Annotated in this window: 18 protein-coding genes and 1 tRNA gene; 7 read left to right on the top strand and 12 right to left on the bottom strand. The window is 69.0% G+C overall.

Annotation, left to right across the window (positions count from 1 at the left end; genetic code table 11):
• Positions 1-9 precede the first annotated feature (9 nt).
• The 5 genes from ABC766_RS05895 to ABC766_RS05875 form a co-directional block, all read right to left on the bottom strand.
• Positions 10-1482 carry an MDR family MFS transporter gene (locus ABC766_RS05895; RefSeq protein ID WP_342145099.1) on the bottom strand — a complete coding sequence of 491 codons (1473 nt, stop codon included), beginning with the start codon at positions 1480-1482 and terminating at the stop codon, positions 10-12.
• Positions 1483-1646: 164 nt separating this feature from the next.
• Positions 1647-2963: an MFS transporter gene (locus tag ABC766_RS05890; protein ID WP_043383873.1), complete on the bottom strand. Its 1317-nt coding sequence runs from the start codon at positions 2961-2963 to the stop codon at positions 1647-1649.
• Positions 2963-3169 (bottom strand): ribosome modulation factor, encoded by a 207-nt coding sequence (locus tag ABC766_RS05885; protein ID WP_342145102.1) that lies wholly within the window; start codon positions 3167-3169, stop codon positions 2963-2965. Before ABC766_RS05885 ends, ABC766_RS05890 begins: the two co-directional genes overlap by 1 nt.
• A gap of 67 nt (positions 3170-3236) precedes the next feature.
• The gene (locus ABC766_RS05880; RefSeq protein WP_043351991.1) at positions 3237-3494 is read right to left on the bottom strand and encodes a DUF6894 family protein; all 258 of its coding nucleotides are present in this window, start codon (positions 3492-3494) and stop codon (positions 3237-3239) included.
• 109 nt (positions 3495-3603) lie between these two features.
• Positions 3604-3867: a hypothetical protein gene (locus ABC766_RS05875; RefSeq protein ID WP_043351989.1), complete on the bottom strand. Its 264-nt coding sequence runs from the start codon at positions 3865-3867 to the stop codon at positions 3604-3606.
• Positions 3868-4406: 539 nt separating this feature from the next.
• Between ABC766_RS05875 and ABC766_RS05870 the strand changes: the two genes are divergently transcribed.
• Both ABC766_RS05870 and ABC766_RS05865 read left to right on the top strand, forming a co-directional pair.
• Positions 4407-5423 (top strand): NAD-dependent epimerase, encoded by a 1017-nt coding sequence (locus ABC766_RS05870; protein WP_345821484.1) that lies wholly within the window; start codon positions 4407-4409, stop codon positions 5421-5423.
• A gap of 246 nt (positions 5424-5669) precedes the next feature.
• Positions 5670-6035 carry a c-type cytochrome gene (locus ABC766_RS05865; protein WP_024831013.1) on the top strand — a complete coding sequence of 122 codons (366 nt, stop codon included), beginning with the start codon at positions 5670-5672 and terminating at the stop codon, positions 6033-6035.
• A gap of 66 nt (positions 6036-6101) precedes the next feature.
• On the opposite strand, the gene ABC766_RS05860 is transcribed toward ABC766_RS05865, so the two are convergent.
• The 3 genes from ABC766_RS05860 to ABC766_RS05850 form a co-directional block, all read right to left on the bottom strand.
• Positions 6102-6620 (bottom strand): MarR family winged helix-turn-helix transcriptional regulator, encoded by a 519-nt coding sequence (locus ABC766_RS05860; protein WP_043383865.1) that lies wholly within the window; start codon positions 6618-6620, stop codon positions 6102-6104.
• 128 nt (positions 6621-6748) lie between these two features.
• A complete protein-coding gene (locus ABC766_RS05855; protein WP_345821481.1) occupies positions 6749-7693 on the bottom strand; it encodes a site-specific tyrosine recombinase XerD in 945 nt (314 codons plus the stop codon).
• On the bottom strand, positions 7690-7842 hold the full coding sequence (locus ABC766_RS05850; RefSeq protein ID WP_043351982.1) for a hypothetical protein: 153 nt from the start codon (positions 7840-7842) through the stop codon (positions 7690-7692). The genes ABC766_RS05855 and ABC766_RS05850 overlap by 4 nt, the downstream gene beginning before the upstream one ends.
• Positions 7843-8097: 255 nt before the next feature.
• On the opposite strand from ABC766_RS05850, the gene ABC766_RS05845 reads away from it, so the two are divergent.
• The 4 genes from ABC766_RS05845 (at position 8098) to ABC766_RS05830 (ending at position 12295) form a co-directional block, all read left to right on the top strand.
• A complete protein-coding gene (locus tag ABC766_RS05845) occupies positions 8098-8709 on the top strand; it encodes a shikimate kinase (protein ID WP_051044824.1) in 612 nt (203 codons plus the stop codon).
• A 19-nt stretch (positions 8710-8728) separates the two neighbouring features.
• Entirely contained in the window at positions 8729-9874 is a 1146-nt protein-coding gene (aroB, locus tag ABC766_RS05840; RefSeq protein WP_043755786.1) for a 3-dehydroquinate synthase, read from the top strand.
• Positions 9875-9984: 110 nt separating this feature from the next.
• Positions 9985-10060: transfer RNA gene (locus ABC766_RS05835), tRNA-Thr, on the top strand.
• Between the two features lie 756 nt (positions 10061-10816).
• A complete protein-coding gene (locus ABC766_RS05830; RefSeq protein WP_345821480.1) occupies positions 10817-12295 on the top strand; it encodes a PAS domain-containing methyl-accepting chemotaxis protein in 1479 nt (492 codons plus the stop codon).
• Positions 12296-12407: 112 nt separating this feature from the next.
• On the opposite strand, the gene ABC766_RS05825 is transcribed toward ABC766_RS05830, so the two are convergent.
• Complete coding sequence (locus ABC766_RS05825; protein WP_345821479.1) at positions 12408-12878, bottom strand: hypothetical protein; 471 nt, start codon at positions 12876-12878, stop codon at positions 12408-12410.
• Positions 12879-13224: 346 nt separating this feature from the next.
• Between ABC766_RS05825 and ABC766_RS05820 the strand changes: the two genes are divergently transcribed.
• Positions 13225-13641: an ABC transporter ATP-binding protein gene (locus ABC766_RS05820; RefSeq protein ID WP_345821478.1), complete on the top strand. Its 417-nt coding sequence runs from the start codon at positions 13225-13227 to the stop codon at positions 13639-13641.
• An 8-nt stretch (positions 13642-13649) separates the two neighbouring features.
• Here ABC766_RS05820 and ABC766_RS05815 read toward each other — a convergent pair whose 3' ends face one another.
• From ABC766_RS05815 to istA, 3 genes are all read right to left on the bottom strand, one after another.
• Positions 13650-13781 carry a hypothetical protein gene (locus ABC766_RS05815; protein WP_345822867.1) on the bottom strand — a complete coding sequence of 44 codons (132 nt, stop codon included), beginning with the start codon at positions 13779-13781 and terminating at the stop codon, positions 13650-13652.
• A 74-nt stretch (positions 13782-13855) separates the two neighbouring features.
• The gene (gene istB, locus ABC766_RS05810; protein WP_127991182.1) at positions 13856-14644 is read right to left on the bottom strand and encodes an IS21-like element helper ATPase IstB; all 789 of its coding nucleotides are present in this window, start codon (positions 14642-14644) and stop codon (positions 13856-13858) included.
• Positions 14644-15942 carry an IS21 family transposase gene (istA, locus tag ABC766_RS05805; protein ID WP_427902312.1) on the bottom strand — a complete coding sequence of 433 codons (1299 nt, stop codon included), beginning with the start codon at positions 15940-15942 and terminating at the stop codon, positions 14644-14646. Before istA ends, istB begins: the two co-directional genes overlap by 1 nt.
• Positions 15943-16054: the final 112 nt, after the last annotated feature.

Raw genomic sequence — 16054 nt, 5'->3', positions numbered from 1 at the left:
GCTGCGCCTCTACTCCACGGCGAGTTCGCGCGGACGGTCCGAGATCGCCACCCGCGGAACGAGGAGCGACAGGAGCAGCGTCAGCACCGCCACGACGAAAACCGTCCAGAACGTGCCGTGCAGCGCGTGCTGCAGCCCGTGCCGGATGGCTTCGCCGCCGGCGCCGAGGCTGCCGGGATCGTCGAGCAGGCGGCGGAGCTGGTCGGAATTCACCGCCGGGCCGCTCGACGGGTGCGCCAGCCGGTAGTTCAGCACGGCGCCCAGCACGGTGGCGCCGAGGGTCGAGCCGAGATTGCGCGAGAAGATGTTCGAGGCCGTCGCCGCCCCGCGCTGCGCCCAGGCGACGCTGTCCTGGATGATCACGATGGCGGCGGTGGACAGGAAGCCCATGCCGAGCCCCATCACCACGGAGCCGCAGGCCGCCACCACGGGGGATGTGTCCGGCCCGAGCGCCACGAAGGCGATCGCGCCGAGGGGCAGGAGGGTCGCGCCGACCAGTAGGATCGGGCGCAGGCCGAACCGCACGAAGCTGCGCGCCGCCGTGGTGGCGCCGATCGGCCAGCCGAGGACCATCAGGGTCAGCGTCAGGCCGGCGATCAGGGGCGATTGCCGCAGCACGCCCTGAACGTACATCGGCAGGAACGCCGTGAGCCCGATCACCGTCATGCCGGAGAGCAGCGTCGCGGTGTTGGCCGTCGCGATGGGGCGCTGCATCCACAGGCGGATGTCGAGCATCGGGTCCGGGGCGCGCCGCTCCTGGACGACGAACAGGATCGCGGCCACCACGAAGGCCAGCGCCGGCCACAGGGCCGCTTCGGCCGATTCGCCGGCCTCGGTCAGCGCGAGCATCAGCGCCGCGATGGCCGCGGTGAACAGGGCCGCGCCGATCACGTCGATCTGGCGGCTGCGGCGCTCGACGCCCTCGTGGAGGAAGCGCAGGAACAGGCCGGCCGCGATCACGCCGATCGGCAGGTTGATCCAGAAGATCCACGGCCAGCTCAGATGGCCGATGATCAGGCCGCCGACCAGCGGCCCGGCCACCGACGAGATCCCCCAGACACTGGCGAGGAAGCCTTGGACCCGGCCGCGCTCGCGGGCCGAATACAGGTCGCCGACGACGGTCAGGCTCACCGGCTGGATCGCCCCCGCGCCGACGCCCTGCACGAGGCGGAACAGGATCAGCGATGGCATCGACCATGCGAGCCCGCACAGCAGGGAGCCCGCGAGGAACACCGCGATGCCGAACAGCAGCACCGGCCGGCGCCCGTAGAGGTCCGACAGCTTGCCGAACACCACCGTGGTGGCCGTCTGAGTCAGCAGGAAGGAGGCGAACACCCAGGCGTAGAGGTGGAGGTCGCCGAGCTGTCCGGCGATCTGCGGCATCGCCGTCGAGACGATCGTTGCCTCGATGGCGATCATGAACATCGCCGCCATCACCGCGGCGAGGACCAGCGGGCGGCGCGTCTCGGAAGGCTTCGGCATGGCGCCGGTCTAGGCCCCACGAGCGTGCCGACCTAGCCTCGAAACCGGCGACCGGTTCTCGGGCCGCGAGAGCCGTGCGCGAGCGCACATACACCGGCACCTGGCTCCGCGGCCCATGCATGGGCATGGCGCCGCGATGCTCAGGGCGCATGCGGCCGGTCTGTTCAGGCCTCCGCGTCGGCGTCGAGGTCCCGCCCGCGCGTCTCCGGCAGCAGGAAGGCGGCAACGGTCCCGACGAGGCTGAACGCGGCGAGATAGTAGGCCGGCGCGAGCCGGTCGCCGGTCGTGGCGATCAACCAGTTCACCACGTAATTGGTGCTGCCGCCGAACACCGAGACCGAGACCGCGTAGACGATCGACAGCCCGGCGCTGCGGACGGCCCGCGGCAGCGCCTCCGGAATGCCGACGATCACCGCGGCGGCGTTGATGGAAGACAGCGCCGAGAGCAGGAAGGTGACCGCGTAGACGCTGGCGGCGCTCGGCGCCTGCACGACCCAGGCGAAGGCCGGAACCGCCAGGATCAGGATCAGCGCGCGCGGCCAGATCATCACCGGCCGCCGGCCGACCCGGTCGGCGAGCCAGCCGCCGAGCAGCGGGAAGATCACGGAGGCGAGCCCGAGCGCGATCGGCACCGCCGTGGCGGCCGTCTCGCTCAGGCCGAGCGTCGCGCCGGCGAAGACCGGCATGTTGGTGCCGACCGCGTTCGACACGGTGGAGGCGGCGATGACCAGGAAGGTCAGGCCCAGCAGCCGGCCATGCTCCCGCAGCAATCGGCCGACCACCGCCAGGGTCGAGGCGGCCGCGTCCGGATCCTCCTCGGCGCCGGCCGTCTCCGGCAGATGACTGCGGATGACGAGGCCGACCGGCACCACGCACAGGCCGAGGGCGAACATCAGCCGCCAGCCCCATTGCGCCATGGCCTGGTCGCCGAGGACGAGCGCCAGGGCGGTCGCGAAGATCCCTGCGAACAGGGCCGCACAGCCCTGGCTGGCGATCTGCCAACTCGTCACGAAGCCGCGCTTCTCCGGCGGCGCCGCCTCCAGCAGGAAGGCAGTGGACGGGCCGACCTCGCCGCCGAGGGCGAGCCCCTGCACGAGCCGTCCGGCGATGACGATCACCTGCGCCCAGCCGCCGATCGTCGCGTAGGCGGGGCAGGCGGCCAGCATCAGCATGCCGACCGCCATCAGCGCGATGGTGATCAGCATCGCGGGCTTGCGGCCGGCACGGTCCGCGAAGGCGCCGATCAGCACGCCGCCGATGGGCCGCATGACGTAGCCGATGCCGAACAGGGCCAGCGACGCCAGCAGGCTGTGGGTCGGATCGTTTGCCGGGAAGAAGGCCTCGCCGATCGGCTTGGCGAAGAAGGCGTAGACCGTGAAATCGTAGAATTCGAGAGCATTGCCCAGGACGACGGCCCCGACCGACTTGCGGTCGAGCGTAGGATGATGTGCGCCGGGATGCGGTGCGGTCCGGGCGTCCATCAGCGGGCCGACCCGTCGACCGGATGCTTGGAGAGACCGCCGGTTACGGATTCTGCGCCATCCGCCAGGGCTTCGTCATGACCGGACAGCCGGAGCGCGGGCGCTTCCGTCCCCTCCGCGCAGGCGCGGGCTTTCGCGGCCAAGCCCTTGGCGGATGCGGCTCGGCCGAGCGCGCGGGCATCGAGATCGTTCGGGGGCGAATCCATTCGGGCGCAGCTCCGTATCGGTAGGCTGCGCCGCGATGTAGGGCGCGGATCGCGCGCGTCGTCGCTCTCAGTGACGCGTCGGATCCTCCGACGGCGGAAGCACGACGGCCTCGCTGAACGGGAATTCCAGCACGACCTCGCCGTCATCGTCCATGACCACGAGGCATGCGGTCATCAGCCGGGCCTGGTTCTGCGGATTGCGCAGGGCGGCGCGGATCGTCTCCTGGGCCATCTCCCACGCCGCGTCCGGATCGCGCAGCTCGGTCCCGGTCGGGTCGGAGACGACATCCGCGCCGATATGCGTATGGAAGAAGTACCGCGGCATGGCTTTTACCGGCTCGGAGGCGTCCGCCAGGGCGGAGCGATCCGCCCTAGGTGGGGATCGCCGGTCCTTGGACCAAACCGCAGCGCAGGCCGCCCAGCCGCGCCCGTCCTCAGCCGTTCGCGGCGCGTCTGTCCGGTGCGGACGGGACCGGGCGGAGGGCCCGCACTTGGCCGGTGACGCCGGCTGCGCGGTGCTGCTTCTCCATGGCCATAAGCGGACGCAGTTCCGGCTCGGCGAAGTCGAGGAGCTTGGCGTTGCGCCAGCGCGGCTTACCGGAGCCGCGGCCGAACCAGCGGGGACGCTCTTCCTCGACCAGCAACACCAGTCGCCCCGTCCAGGTCTTTCGGAACCAGAAACGCCCCGTCAGAGACATCGCTCAATCCTTGCAGCAGAGCCGCCCCCGTCTTGGTGCCTCAATAGCGAACTCGGCGGTTCGCGTACGGTTAGAAGAAGCAGAAGGCCCGACGAAATCCCGCTATCCACAGCAGCCGGCGCAGCGGCACGGCGGGGAGCGCCTACCGCGCGATGTGCCGGAGGGAGAGTGCCAGGACGACGAGCCAGACGCCCCCCGAAACGGCGAACACGAACCCGCGGAGGATCGCTGTCTCCAGCGCCGCGTGCGCCGAGCGCCGATCCGGTGTTCGTGACACGCCGCCCCTGCGCGAAGGCTCGGGACGCGCTCCGACCGGCCGCTGCTCCGGCACGGCGAGCAGGCGCGTCAGGCTGTCCGGGAGCGGTCGCGGGTTTGTCTGCACGGCACCCGCGAACCTACAGGGCTCAGAGCCGGGGCGACAAGCCGTGCAGGGGCATCCCGGCTCGCCGCTCCCGGCGCCCGCTGCGATCCGATTTGTCGGCTTCCGGCTCCATGCTACAGCGCGCGTTCGGCGGGCTTGTCCGCCCGTCGGTCCGCGGATGTCACAGCCCCCTGTCTTGATCACCGGCGTCGCCGGCTTCATCGGGAACCAGCTCGCTTTGCGTCTCCTCGAGTGCGGCCGCCAGGTCGTCGGACTCGACAGCGTCAACGCCTATTACGACGTGCGGCTCAAGGAGGCCCGGCTTTCCCGTCTCGCGGGCTTCGAGGCCCACAGCTTCACGCGGCTCGACCTCGCGGACCGGGACGGCCTCGACGCGCTGTTCCGCCGGCACGACTTCCGGACGGTGATCCACCTCGCAGCCCAGGCGGGCGTGCGTCACTCGCTCACCGATCCCCATGCCTATGCGGCGAGCAACCTCGTCGGCTTCCTGAACATTCTGGAGGCCTGCCGCCACGGGGGTGTGGAGCATCTGCTCTACGCCTCATCGAGTTCCGTCTACGGCGGCGGCACGACCATGCCGTTCTCGGTGCATCAGAACGTCGACCATCCGCTCAGCCTCTACGCCGCGACCAAGAAGGCGAACGAGCTGATGGCGCACAGCTACAGCCATCTCTACGGGCTGCCGACCACCGGCCTGCGGTTCTTCACCGTCTACGGCCCCTGGGGGCGGCCGGACATGGCCCTGTATCTGTTCACCCGCGCCATCCTGGCGGGCGAGCCGATCCGGGTGTTCAACGAAGGGCAAATGCTCCGTGACTTCACCTACATCGACGACATCGTCGCGGGGATTCAGGCTCTGACGGAACGGCCGGCCACGCCAAACCCCGCCTGGAGCGCTGCCGAGCCGGATCCGGGGACCAGCGCCGCCCCCTACCGGATCTACAACATCGGCAACAACGAGCCGGTGGCGCTTCTGGAGATGATTGCACTCCTTGAGGCGGCCCTGGGCCGCAAGGCGGAGAAGATCCTGCTGCCTATGCAGCCGGGCGATGTTCCGGCGACCTACGCCGACATCGACGATCTCGTGCATGAGACCGGATTCCGCCCCGCCACGCCGTTGAAGACGGGCATCGGGCACTTCGTCGATTGGTATCGGACCTACCACGGCGTCTGAGACAGGCGCGGTGAGCGCGCGACCGGCCGCCGGCGGCCGGACGGGGCTTCCGGCCATCCGGGGAGCCAAACCGGCCGCACCGTGTTGAGGCAGGCGGCGCGCCGGGTCGGCCGCCGATCTGAACACGGGCGACGGCTTTGCCAGACTAGGCCGTTGCGCCCGCCGGGCAGATTCATTTAGAGCTATTCCAGGCAGGCAAGCTCTGCCCGCATCGCTGCCGCAACGGTGGCCAACAGGAGGAAATCCATGCGTTCACTCGTTTTCGGCGCCGTCCTTGCCGTTGTCATGCCGCTCGCGGCACAGGCCCAGGAGGCCGGGGATGCGGCCGCCGGCGAGAAGGCGTTCGCTCCCTGCAAGGCGTGCCACAATTTCCAGAAGAACGGCGTGGGCCCTGATCTGAAGGGTGTCGTCGGCCGCAAGGCGGGCACCTACGAGGGTTACAACTACTCCGCCGCCCTGAAGAACTCGGGCATCACCTGGGACGAGGCCAACCTGCACGAGTGGCTGAAGAACCCGAAGGCAAAGGTCCCGGGCACCAAGATGATCTTCCAGGGCTATCCCGACGACAAGAAGATCAATGACGTCATCGCCTACCTCAAGACGCAGTCCTGAGACGCGAATCCGCGCAAGCCAGAACCGGGAGCGACCGCGCGGTCGCTCCCGGGCCGGGTGCGGTCCCTAGTCGGACGCGAGACCTGCCTGAAGGCTCAACCTGAGGGTAACGAGATCGTGAAGGAGATCCTTGCGACCCTGGATGTCGAAGCCGGTCAGGCCGCCCGCCTCGTCGGGTATGCAGGCCAGTTCGTCGCGCAGGGCGAGGCCGGCCGGGGTGAGGAAGATGCTGACCTGACGCTCGTCGACCCGGTCGCGGGCACGGCGAACCCGGCCTGAGGCCTCGAGGCGCTTCAGGAGCGGCGTCAGCGTTCCTGAATCCAGGAACAGACGATTTCCGATCTCCTTCACCGAAAGGCCGTCCTGCTCCCAGAGCACCAGCAGGACGATGTATTGCGGATAGGTCAGCTCATAGCGCCCGAGAAGGTTTCTGTAGGCGCGACCGAAGGCGTGCGCGGCGGCGTAGACCGCGAAGCACAGCTGATTGTCGAGGCGCTGCCGCTCCTGCTGCGAAGGCTGATCGGCACGCGTGTGCCCCGCCTGATCCAGCTCAGCGCCGATCTGCGAGGCCGAAGGGCCTGACATAGGAAAACTCTCTCTGGTAAAGGCTGGCTCGCGTACCGGTATGGCGAAAGGCCCCTCTTAGGCATTTCGCATAACCTATACAATTGGGGCGATCGACCAGGATTGCCACGCGTTCTGTGCGGCGATCCTCAGCCATCCATCAACGGATGCAGATCGCGGACCATCGCCTTCAGGCGTTCATCGAGCACGTGCGTGTAGATCTGCGTTGTCGAGATGTCGGCATGACCGAGCAGCTCTTGGACGATGCGCAGGTCGGCCCCGTTCTGCAGGAGATGGCTGGCGAAGGCGTGACGGAGCACGTGGGGGCTGACGCGGTCCGGATGCAGGCCGGCCGCCGCGGCGAGCGTCTTCAGGTCGCGGGCGAAGGCCTGCCGGGTGAGATAGCCGCTGTCGCTGTCGGCGGGGAACAGCCACGCGGAGTCCTCCGGCACCGCCGGAAGATGGGCCGACATGGCGGCGCAGGCCGCCTCGGTCAGGGGGACCAAGCGCTCGCGGCCGCCCTTGCCCTTGATGAAGAGGTAGCGCTCGCGGCTCACGCCCGCCGCGCGCGGCAGCGCGACCAGCTCGGAGACGCGCAGGCCCGTGGCGTAGAGCAACTCGAGCAGGCACACCATCCGGAGGGCCCGGCGGGCCGGCCCCGCCGGCTGCTCGGCGGCAGCGGCCGCCTGCGCGGTGGCGAGCAACCGGTCGACCTCCGCGATGGAGAGCACCTTGGGCAGCGACCGTCCCCGGCGCGGTCCGGAGACCGCGACGCTGGGATCGCTCTCGGCGCCCCCCTCGGCGTACAGGAACTTGTGGAAACCGCGCACGCAGGACAGGCGCCGCGCCGCCGAGGAGGCCTTGAGGCCGCGGGTCTCGAGATCGATCAGGAAGGCCCGGAGCGTGCCGGCATCCACGGCGTCGAGCGCGGTCCCCGACCGGGCGAGGTAACCGAAATAATCCTCCAGATCGCGCCGGTAGGCGGTCAGGGTGTTGAGGCCGGCACCGCGCTCGGCGGCCAGCATGTCGAGATAGTCGGCGGCCTCGGGGCAAAGCGCCCGGCCGGCATCGCCGGAGACGTCCGACCCGCTCAACGGTTGCCGGGCTGGAGCTTCGAGGCGGGGATGGAAACAGTCATCTCCCGCGGCGTCGGCTGGACGAAATTCGCCAAGGCGAACATCGCCGCGAAAACCAGACCCGCCAGGATCGCGAGGGTGGCGAAGAAACGGAATAGGGTCGGCACGTCGGTCGAACCTCGGGCAGACGGGCGCTGGCGGCAGGAAGGGGGACGGGCGAGGGCTGTCTCCGAGCCGCCGCGGGTGCTCGGGTTCGACCACGCGAACGCGGCGCTGACAAGGCCCACAACGACACAGCGATGCGTTTCGCAGCCCGCTTGAATCGCGCTAAGAGCCTGCCGCAGGATGGAGGCAGCCCGGCGACAGGCGCTCGGGGGCCGGTGAGGAGGCGGGGACGCCACACGGATGCGATGCAGGAGTCGATGCAGGAGGCCATAAGCGAGGAGGCGGCGGGTGAACCGATCGAGGCGCGTCTGCGCCGCGCGCTCGGCCTGCGCTCGATCGTGCTCGTCGGCCTCATGGGGGCGGGCAAGAGCACCGTCGGCCGGCGCCTGGCGAGTCGCCTCGGGCTGATCTTCAAGGATGCCGACATCGAGATCGAAGCGGCGGCCGGCCTGACGATCCCCGACATCTTCGCCATCTATGGCGAGCCGAGCTTCCGCGACGGCGAGGAGCGGGTGATCTCGCGGCTGCTCCGGGCCGGCCCGCTGGTCCTGGCGACCGGCGGCGGCGCCTACCTTCGCGAGGCGACGCGCGCCCGCATCGCCGAATCCGCGGTCTCGGTGTGGCTGAAGGCCGATCTGGACGTGCTGATGCGGCGCGTGCGCAAGCGCGGCAACCGTCCGCTGCTGCAGACCGAGGACCCGGAGGCGACGATGCGGGACCTGATGGCCGTGCGCCACCCGGTCTACGCCGCCGCCGACGTGATGGTCATCTCCCGGGAGGTGTCGCACGACCGGGTCGTCCAGGACGTGCTGGAAGCGCTGGACGCCCATCTCAGCGGCGAAGGCTCCGTCCCCGTTGCCGCCCAGTGAGACCCGAGCGAACCGCCCCATGACCGAGCCGACGCCCCGTCAGGACCTCCTGACCGTCCACGTGCCCCTCGACGCCGGCCGCGCCTACGACATCCTGATCGGCCGCGGGCTGATCGACACGGCCGGCGCCGCCGTGGCCGCGCTCGGGGGACGCCGCGCCGCCATCGTGACGGACGCCACCGTCGGCGCTCTATACGCCGCGCGGCTTCGCACCAGCCTGGAGCGCGCCGGCCTTCAGGCGGGCGTGGTGACGGTGGCACCGGGCGAGGCGTCGAAGTCCTATGCGGGCTTTGCGGAAGTCTGCGACGGTCTGCTCGCCCTCAAGGTCGAGCGCGGCGACCTTGTCGTGGCCCTGGGCGGCGGCGTGGTCGGTGACCTCGCCGGCTTCGCGGCCGCCACCCTGCGGCGGGGCGTGCGCTTCGTGCAGGTGCCGACCAGCCTCCTTGCCCAGGTCGATTCCTCGGTGGGCGGCAAGACCGGCATCAATGCGCCGCTGGGCAAGAACCTGATCGGCGCCTTCCACCAGCCGCGTCTCGTCCTGGCCGATACGGCCGCCCTCGACACCCTCTCCGAGCGCGAGATGCGCGCCGGCTATGCCGAGGTCGCCAAGTACGGGCTGATCGCCGATCCGGGCTTCTTCGACTGGTGCGAGGCGAACTGGCGCGGGATCTTCTCCGGCGGCCCGGAGCGCGAGCAGGCGGTCGCCTCCTGCTGCCGGGCCAAGGCCGCGGTGGTCACCCGGGACGAGCGGGAGGACGGGGAGCGGGCGCTGCTCAATCTCGGCCACACCTTCGGCCACGCCCTGGAGCGCCTGACGGGCTACGATTCCGCCCGGCTGGTGCATGGCGAGGGCGTGGCGATCGGGATGGCGCTCGCCTTCCGCTTCTCGGCCCGGCTCGGGCTCTGCGGCGGGCAGGATGCCGGCCGCGTCGCCAACCATCTCGCCCTCGCCGGGCTGCCGACCCGTCTGCAGGCGGTCCCGGGCGGATGCGGCACCGTCGAGTCGATTCTCGACGCGATGACGCAGGACAAGAAAGTCCGCGACGGCGCGCTGACCTTTATCCTGGCCCGCGGGATCGGCCAGAGCTTCATCGCCCCGGGCATTGACCGGGCGGCGGTGGCGGCCTTCCTGGAAGACGAACTGGCGTCGCATCGAGACCTCTGAAGTGCTCGATAGTCGGCGGTGGCCTTGCCTAACGCAGGCCGTGCCGCTATGAGCCTGCCACGTCCGGCGCCTCACACTGCGTGCGTCGGTCACGGTTCCTTGGGACCAGGGCCGCAATAGCTCAGCTGGTAGAGCACCTCATTCGTAATGAGGGGGTCGGGGGTTCGAATCCCTCTTGCGGCACCACCACTTAGCCCTGCGCTTGCTGACCGAATGACCGGCCCGGCATGCATATGGCAAGCAGCATGGCGAACAACTCGACCATCTCAGAGCTGCGCTAGGCCGCCGTTGTCAGCGGCCAGGACATCGACGCCGCCGTCGATGCGGTGCCGGCCGAACTTGCCACCGAATCGTATTCGCTCGCGAAGGCTGGGCGCCGATCTCGTCGAGCCCCTCCGCACGCACACCTGGGCGATCAGCGAGAAGCAGCGGACCGCGATCCCGCGGCGCTTCGCGAGGGCCGCTCCCGCCTCTCGATGATGCGAGCCCCGCGACCGCATCAGGCAAGGCCGCTTTCGACCCGCTTCGGTGACATGCGGGAGAATATCAACGCTCCGCGGGCGGCAGTTGAATGGACGCCTCGCGTCACAGCGCGACCGGCGGCCGCGTAGTCGCACTCTCGCGACCGGCCGGCATCGTCGTGTCCTGGGCCAGCGCTTCTCAATGACTGGATCTGGCCACTGCAGACCGCGGTGATCTCGTCAAATTCCCGGGGATAGTTATCGAAATTTATCTCTATCCACCGCGAGCGATCGGGAAATACATGACCCGCAGCAGATGGCAGGCCGGCAGCACTACGAGAATATGAAATGGATCAACTTAAAGTAGAAAATGCGGTGCCGGATCATTCTCGAAAAATCGACACTTTAAGAAAGTTTACTGATATTTTATTGGTTTATGAAAGAATTGGCATAGAAACGTCGATATTAAAAGCAGGTTAAGATGCTGTCTCTCCGCCCCAGCCATCACGCGAAATTGAATGCGCTCGACAGCTCCCACGCACTGATCGAATTCGATCTCGACGGAAAGGTCGTCACCGCCAACGCCAACTTCCTGTCGATCCTCGGCTACCGACTGGACGACATCAAGGGGCGGCATCACTCCATCTTCGTCGACCCGGACGAGCGCGAGACCGCAGCCTACAAGGCGTTCTGGGACGCTCTGCGCAGCGGTGTACATCAGACATCTGAGTACAAGCGCATCGGCAAGGGCGGCCGCGAAGTCTGGATTCAGGGGAGCTATACCCCGCTCATCGGGCGCAACGGCAAACCCTACGGCGTCTTCAAATGTGCCACGGACATCACAGCGCAGAAATTGCGCAACGCCGATTTCGAGAGCAAGCTGAACGCCCTCGACCGCTCGCAAGGGATCATCGAATTCAACCTCGACGGGACGATCATCACCGCCAATGAGAACTTCCTCGCGGTGGTCGGCTACAGCCTCGACGAGGTGAAGGGCAAGCACCACGCGATGTTCGTCGATGCGGCAGACCGCGATACCGCGGCCTACCGGGCCTTCTGGGACCGGCTCCGGAGCGGCGAGTATCAGCAGGCGGAGTACAAGCGCATCGGCAAAGGCGGCCGCGAGGCCTGGATCCAGGCCACCTACAACCCGGTCCGCGACGCCGCGGGCCGCCTCGTGAAAGTGGTGAAGTTCGCCACCGACATCACCGAGGCCGTGGCCGAGCGGCTGCGACGGGCCGAAATCCACCGGGGCGTCGACCGCGACCTCGACGTCATCAGCGGCTCGATCTCTCATGCATCGCAGCAGGCGGTGAGCGCGGCAAGCGCGGCCGCCCAGGCCTCAGGCAACACCCAGAGTGTCGCCGCCGGGTCCGAGGAGCTTGCCGCCTCGGTCGGCGAGATCAGCGCGCAGGTGAACCGCGCGCTGCAGGTCACGGGGCGGGCCGTCGAGCAGGCGGTCGCCACCTCGACAGTGGTCGCCGGCCTCGCCTCCGCCGCCCAGCGCATCGGCGAGGTGGTCGAGATGATCAACACGATCGCAGGGCAGACAAACCTGCTGGCGCTGAACGCGACGATCGAGGCCGCCCGGGCCGGCGAGGCCGGCAAGGGTTTCGCCGTGGTGGCCACCGAGGTGAAATCCCTCGCGGCCCAGACCGCGAAGGCGACCGAGAGCATCAGCAGCCAGATCGCGCAGACGCAGGACGCTGCGAATCAGGCCGCCACCGCCATCGCGGGCATCGGGCAGACGATCGGAGAGGTCAACGAGATCTCCTCGGCCATCTCGACCGCCGTCGAGCAGCAGGCTGCGGTCGCCCAGGAGATGTCCATCAACATGCAGGCCATGACCCAGGCCGTAGGGGAGATCAGCCGCAATGTGAGCGTGATCGCCGCCTCGACCCAGGAGGTCGACTCCTCAACGCGACTGGTGCGCGAGGCGTCACGGGCCATGGTGTCATAACACCGCCCGTCGCTGCCGCTTCTGCCTTTGCGGTCGTCCGCTCCAGCGCGGGCCGCCGTAAGGCCGTCCGTCGCGGAGCGCGCGAGTCGGTTCGACCGCGGGATCGGGAGGCTCAAGACGGTGAGGCGCCGTCGACCCGTGGCGGCACCTCACGCTTCCGCACGATCCGGGCCCGGTCCCGCAGCGTGACCTCATGGGTCGGCCATTCGCGGCAGGCAGCCTCGAACGCGGCGAGCGCCATCGACAGCGGATAGATGGTGGCGAGGTGCAGCGCGACGTTGCCGCCGGCGTCGCGCCAGACCTCGATCGTGTAGGGCACCCCAGGCGGCACCGGCGGGATCTGCCTCGCCGGCGGCGGCAGCGTGATCGCGGCGAGGCAGAGGCGCTCGTATTTCCGCGCGGGTGTCGCCCCGGGCCGGCGCTGGTAGCGGCACGACGCCGTCAGGTGGCGGAGCAGATCCACCGTCGGGACGTCGGCGCCGTAGCGATCGATCAGACTGGCCACGGTGTAGCGTCCCGAGCGCTTGCAGGGCGCGCAGTCGACGTAGACCCGACCAGGCTGGACGTTGCCCAGGCGCCCCATTCTGGTGCTCCTCCGCTTGCGAACGAACGCAGAACAAGCCTGAGGCGGAGGTAAGCTTCAAGGCGTCCGCGCCTCTGATCTTCGCAACCGGTGGACGAATGTGAATGGCGGCCGATTTCGTTTGTCTCCGCATCGGCTTATGAGAGAACCGCGCTCGGATGATATCGGCCCGCGCCCAGGCCATCGCCTGTCTCGGCCTGAGGACCGCCACGAAGAAGCAGCACATGGCCGAGGATGCCGCCGACCGGCGGTCCGGCGGCCGGGGGCTCGGGGACTCTCACAGGCCAGTGCGTCCGAGAACGATGCCGCCCCTCGGTCGAAGGCAGCATCCGAGCCAGGAAACTCCATGAGGCGGGCTGCTAGCGATGAACGGCTCTCCCTCGACGCCGTGTCGGTCGAGGACCTGAACGCCGCCCTCCGCGTGGTCCGGCGGCTGCCCCTGGAACTGCTGGGCTTCCTCATCCTGTTGCCGATCGTCGGCATCGGCCTATCCTGGCTCAGTACGGCCCTCGCACCTCCCTATGGCCTCTCCATCTTCGGGCAAGGCCTCGTGACCTGGGGCCTGCTTCTGATGCTCGCCCTACTGTTCGGGCTGTTCTGGTGGCGGGGACGACAGGTCGGGCTCCTCCTGCAAGACCCGGCCATCCTGGCGTCGCCGGTGATGAGCCTGATGTCGGTGCCCGTCGTGTTGGCCGCGCGAGCGCAGGCCCTGGGCCTGGAATGGAGCGGGTTCTACGGGCCGCTCCGCCCGCGCCGGAAGTGAATCCGCGTCTAGATCAGGCCGCCTGACGATCCCGCGGTCAGCGTCTGGCCAGCCCGGTTCACGAGCTTCGCGAAGGCCAGCGCGGCCGCCGAGGCCTGGGTCTCGGACGGAAAAGTGCGGTCCGATTCCAGGACCGTCATCTGCGTTTTCAAGCGACAACCGGAACTGACCCCTTCGCGTCACGAGGATCTGACCCCCATGCCGGTTTCCTCGCCTAGACGGGCGTGGGGTTGGGGACGATAGCGGCCCTCTGTAGAAGTCCGCTGCGACGCTTCTCGCGCAGGCGGTAGCTGTCACCGCGGATGGTGACGACGTGGCTATGGTGCAGCAGCCGGTCGAGGATGGCGGTGGCCACCACCGCGTCCCCGAACACGCTGCCCCACTCGCCCACCGCCCGGTTCGAGGTCACCAGCATCGCGCCGCGCTCGTAGCGGCGACTGACGAGCTGGAAGAACAGGTGCGCGGCATCCGGCTCGAACGGCAGGTAGCCGAGCTCATCGATGATCAGCAGCTTCGGCTTGGCATAGTGCGTCAGCCGCTCCTCCAGCCGCCCCTCGGCGTGCGCCTTGGCCAACTGCGCCACGAGCGTCGTGGCTGGGGTGAACAACACGCCGTAGCCGGCCACGATCGCCGCACGCCCGATCGCCACCGCCAGATGCGTCTTGCCCACCCCGGGTGGTCCGAGGAGCAGCACCGCCTCACCGTTGGCGATGAAGCGGCCGGTGGCGATCTCGCGGATCTGCGCCTTGTCCAACGAGGGCTGTGCGCCGAAGTCGAAGCCGGTCAGGTCGCGCACGAACGGGAAGCGGGCCAGCCCGAAGGCCATGTCGATGCGCCGCTGATCGCGCCGGGCGATCTCCCGCTCGCAGAACAGCGTCAGCGCCTCGCGGATCGTCAGTTCGCCCCGGCCGGCCTCGTCGATCAGGCTGTCGAGTTGGTCACGCATGGCCGTCAGCTTCAGGCGGTCGAGCAGTACGGTGAGGTGATCGTGTTCCTCGCTCATCAGAAGCCTCCCCCGGCGACAGCCTCGTACTCGGCGAGCGGACGCAGCAGTTCCGGCGTCGCCACGAGAGGAGGCGGGTCGCGCCGATGAGCCGGTCGCTCACGGCTACCCACGAGCCCGGCCAGATGAGCGTCGTCGACCGCACGGCCGTGACGTCCCTTCAGTTCGGCATGCGCGGCGACCTCCCGTCCGCCGTGGTGGACGCGCACCACCGCTCCGCTCACGGTGACCCGCACCCGCTCACCGATCAGCCGCCAGGGTACCGAGTAAGCGTTGCCGTCGACCGCAACCGCGCAGTCCGCTCCGACCCGGCGCACGAGATCGCGCGCGGCGGAAAACGGCGGCACGCCCGCGAGCGGCCGTAGCGCCCGAGCCTCGTCGCGGGCGAACCGCTCGCCCGGCGCCTCGCCGGTCGTGCCGTGCACGCGCCGGTCGGCGACGTCCCGCGTCCAGGCATCGAGATGCGCCTCCAGGGCTGCGAAGCTCGCGAAGCGGCGGCCGGCCACGGCATTGTTCTTGACGTAGCCGACGCCGCGCTCGTCCTTGCCCTTCGTGCGCGCCCGGTACGGGGCGCAGGCCCGCACCCGGAAGCCCCAGTGGCGGGAGAAGGCGTGCAGGCGCGGGTGCAGGACGACCTCGCGGCTCACAGGGTCGTGGTGCAAGACCAGGGCGCGAGCGTTGTCGAGCAACACCTCGTGTGGCACGCCGCCGAAAGCCCGGAAAGCGCTCTCCAGCCCGGCGAACCAGTCCTCCTGCCGTTCGTGGCCGAAGGCACGCACGTGCAGGCGGCGCGAGTAGCCGAGCGTCGCTACGAACAGGGAGACCCGAGTCGGCACGCCGCCGATCTCGACGCGCCGTTCGCCAAAGTCGATTTGCATCTGCTCGCCCGGCCGCGTCTCGAACCGCACGCTCGCCCGCGCGGCGATCACCAGATCCCGCCGCAACGGCGCGACCGCCCGCTCCACCGTGCGCAGGCTGACGTGGATGCCCTTCTCGGTCGCCAGATCCTGGCGCACGACGTCGGCGTTGCCCGCATGCTGCCGGAAGCGTTCGACCAGCCAGTCCGCCAAGCCGTCGAGCTGCTTCGAGCGCGAGGGCGTCGCGCAGGGGCGCCAATCCCCCCGTCGCAGCCACTGCTTCACCGTGTTCTTCGAACAGCCAAGCTCGGCTGCGATCCGCTTCGCGCCCCAGCCGAGCGCCTGCAGCCGCATCATCGCCGACACGTCGTCCGGCGTCTTCATCTCGGCCCTCCACGGATCGTCCATCCGCGTCAGAGCCTGAGCCTCGTTCCTGATCATCTCGACCTCCTCGCTCATCGAGGGGGTCAGATCCTCATGGCGTCAGGGGGTCAGTTTGCCGTGTCGCCTGACATGCGTCGCGTCGAGCAACACCCAGGTCCAGAGGTGGCGG

It is taken from the genome of Methylobacterium fujisawaense (assembly GCF_039619325.1).
Taxonomy (GTDB): Bacteria; Pseudomonadota; Alphaproteobacteria; order Rhizobiales; family Beijerinckiaceae; genus Methylobacterium; species Methylobacterium fujisawaense.
This window is presented reverse-complemented; position numbering and strand designations above follow the sequence as displayed.

What these genes read in the sequence shown, in the direction of transcription:
- ABC766_RS05885 (WP_342145102.1), bottom strand. Translation starts at nt 3,169, where the DNA reads ATGGATTCGCCCCCGAACGATCTCGATGCCCGCGCGCTCGGCCGAGCC.
- aroB (WP_043755786.1), top strand. Translation starts at nt 8,729, where the DNA reads ATGACCGAGCCGACGCCCCGTCAGGACCTCCTGACCGTCCACGTGCCC.
- ABC766_RS05890 (WP_043383873.1), bottom strand. Translation starts at nt 2,963, where the DNA reads ATGGACGCCCGGACCGCACCGCATCCCGGCGCACATCATCCTACGCTC.
- ABC766_RS05825 (WP_345821479.1), bottom strand. Translation starts at nt 12,878, where the DNA reads ATGGGGCGCCTGGGCAACGTCCAGCCTGGTCGGGTCTACGTCGACTGC.
- ABC766_RS05830 (WP_345821480.1), top strand. Translation starts at nt 10,817, where the DNA reads ATGCTGTCTCTCCGCCCCAGCCATCACGCGAAATTGAATGCGCTCGAC.
- ABC766_RS05860 (WP_043383865.1), bottom strand. Translation starts at nt 6,620, where the DNA reads ATGTCAGGCCCTTCGGCCTCGCAGATCGGCGCTGAGCTGGATCAGGCG.
- ABC766_RS05870 (WP_345821484.1), top strand. Translation starts at nt 4,407, where the DNA reads ATGTCACAGCCCCCTGTCTTGATCACCGGCGTCGCCGGCTTCATCGGG.
- ABC766_RS05820 (WP_345821478.1), top strand. Translation starts at nt 13,225, where the DNA reads ATGAGGCGGGCTGCTAGCGATGAACGGCTCTCCCTCGACGCCGTGTCG.
- ABC766_RS05865 (WP_024831013.1), top strand. Translation starts at nt 5,670, where the DNA reads ATGCGTTCACTCGTTTTCGGCGCCGTCCTTGCCGTTGTCATGCCGCTC.
- ABC766_RS05875 (WP_043351989.1), bottom strand. Translation starts at nt 3,867, where the DNA reads ATGTCTCTGACGGGGCGTTTCTGGTTCCGAAAGACCTGGACGGGGCGA.
- ABC766_RS05815 (WP_345822867.1), bottom strand. Translation starts at nt 13,781, where the DNA reads ATGACGGTCCTGGAATCGGACCGCACTTTTCCGTCCGAGACCCAGGCC.
- ABC766_RS05880 (WP_043351991.1), bottom strand. Translation starts at nt 3,494, where the DNA reads ATGCCGCGGTACTTCTTCCATACGCATATCGGCGCGGATGTCGTCTCC.
- ABC766_RS05895 (WP_342145099.1), bottom strand. Translation starts at nt 1,482, where the DNA reads ATGCCGAAGCCTTCCGAGACGCGCCGCCCGCTGGTCCTCGCCGCGGTG.
- istB (WP_127991182.1), bottom strand. Translation starts at nt 14,644, where the DNA reads ATGAGCGAGGAACACGATCACCTCACCGTACTGCTCGACCGCCTGAAG.
- ABC766_RS05845 (WP_051044824.1), top strand. Translation starts at nt 8,098, where the DNA reads ATGCAGGAGGCCATAAGCGAGGAGGCGGCGGGTGAACCGATCGAGGCG.
- istA (WP_427902312.1), bottom strand. Translation starts at nt 15,942, where the DNA reads ATGATCAGGAACGAGGCTCAGGCTCTGACGCGGATGGACGATCCGTGG.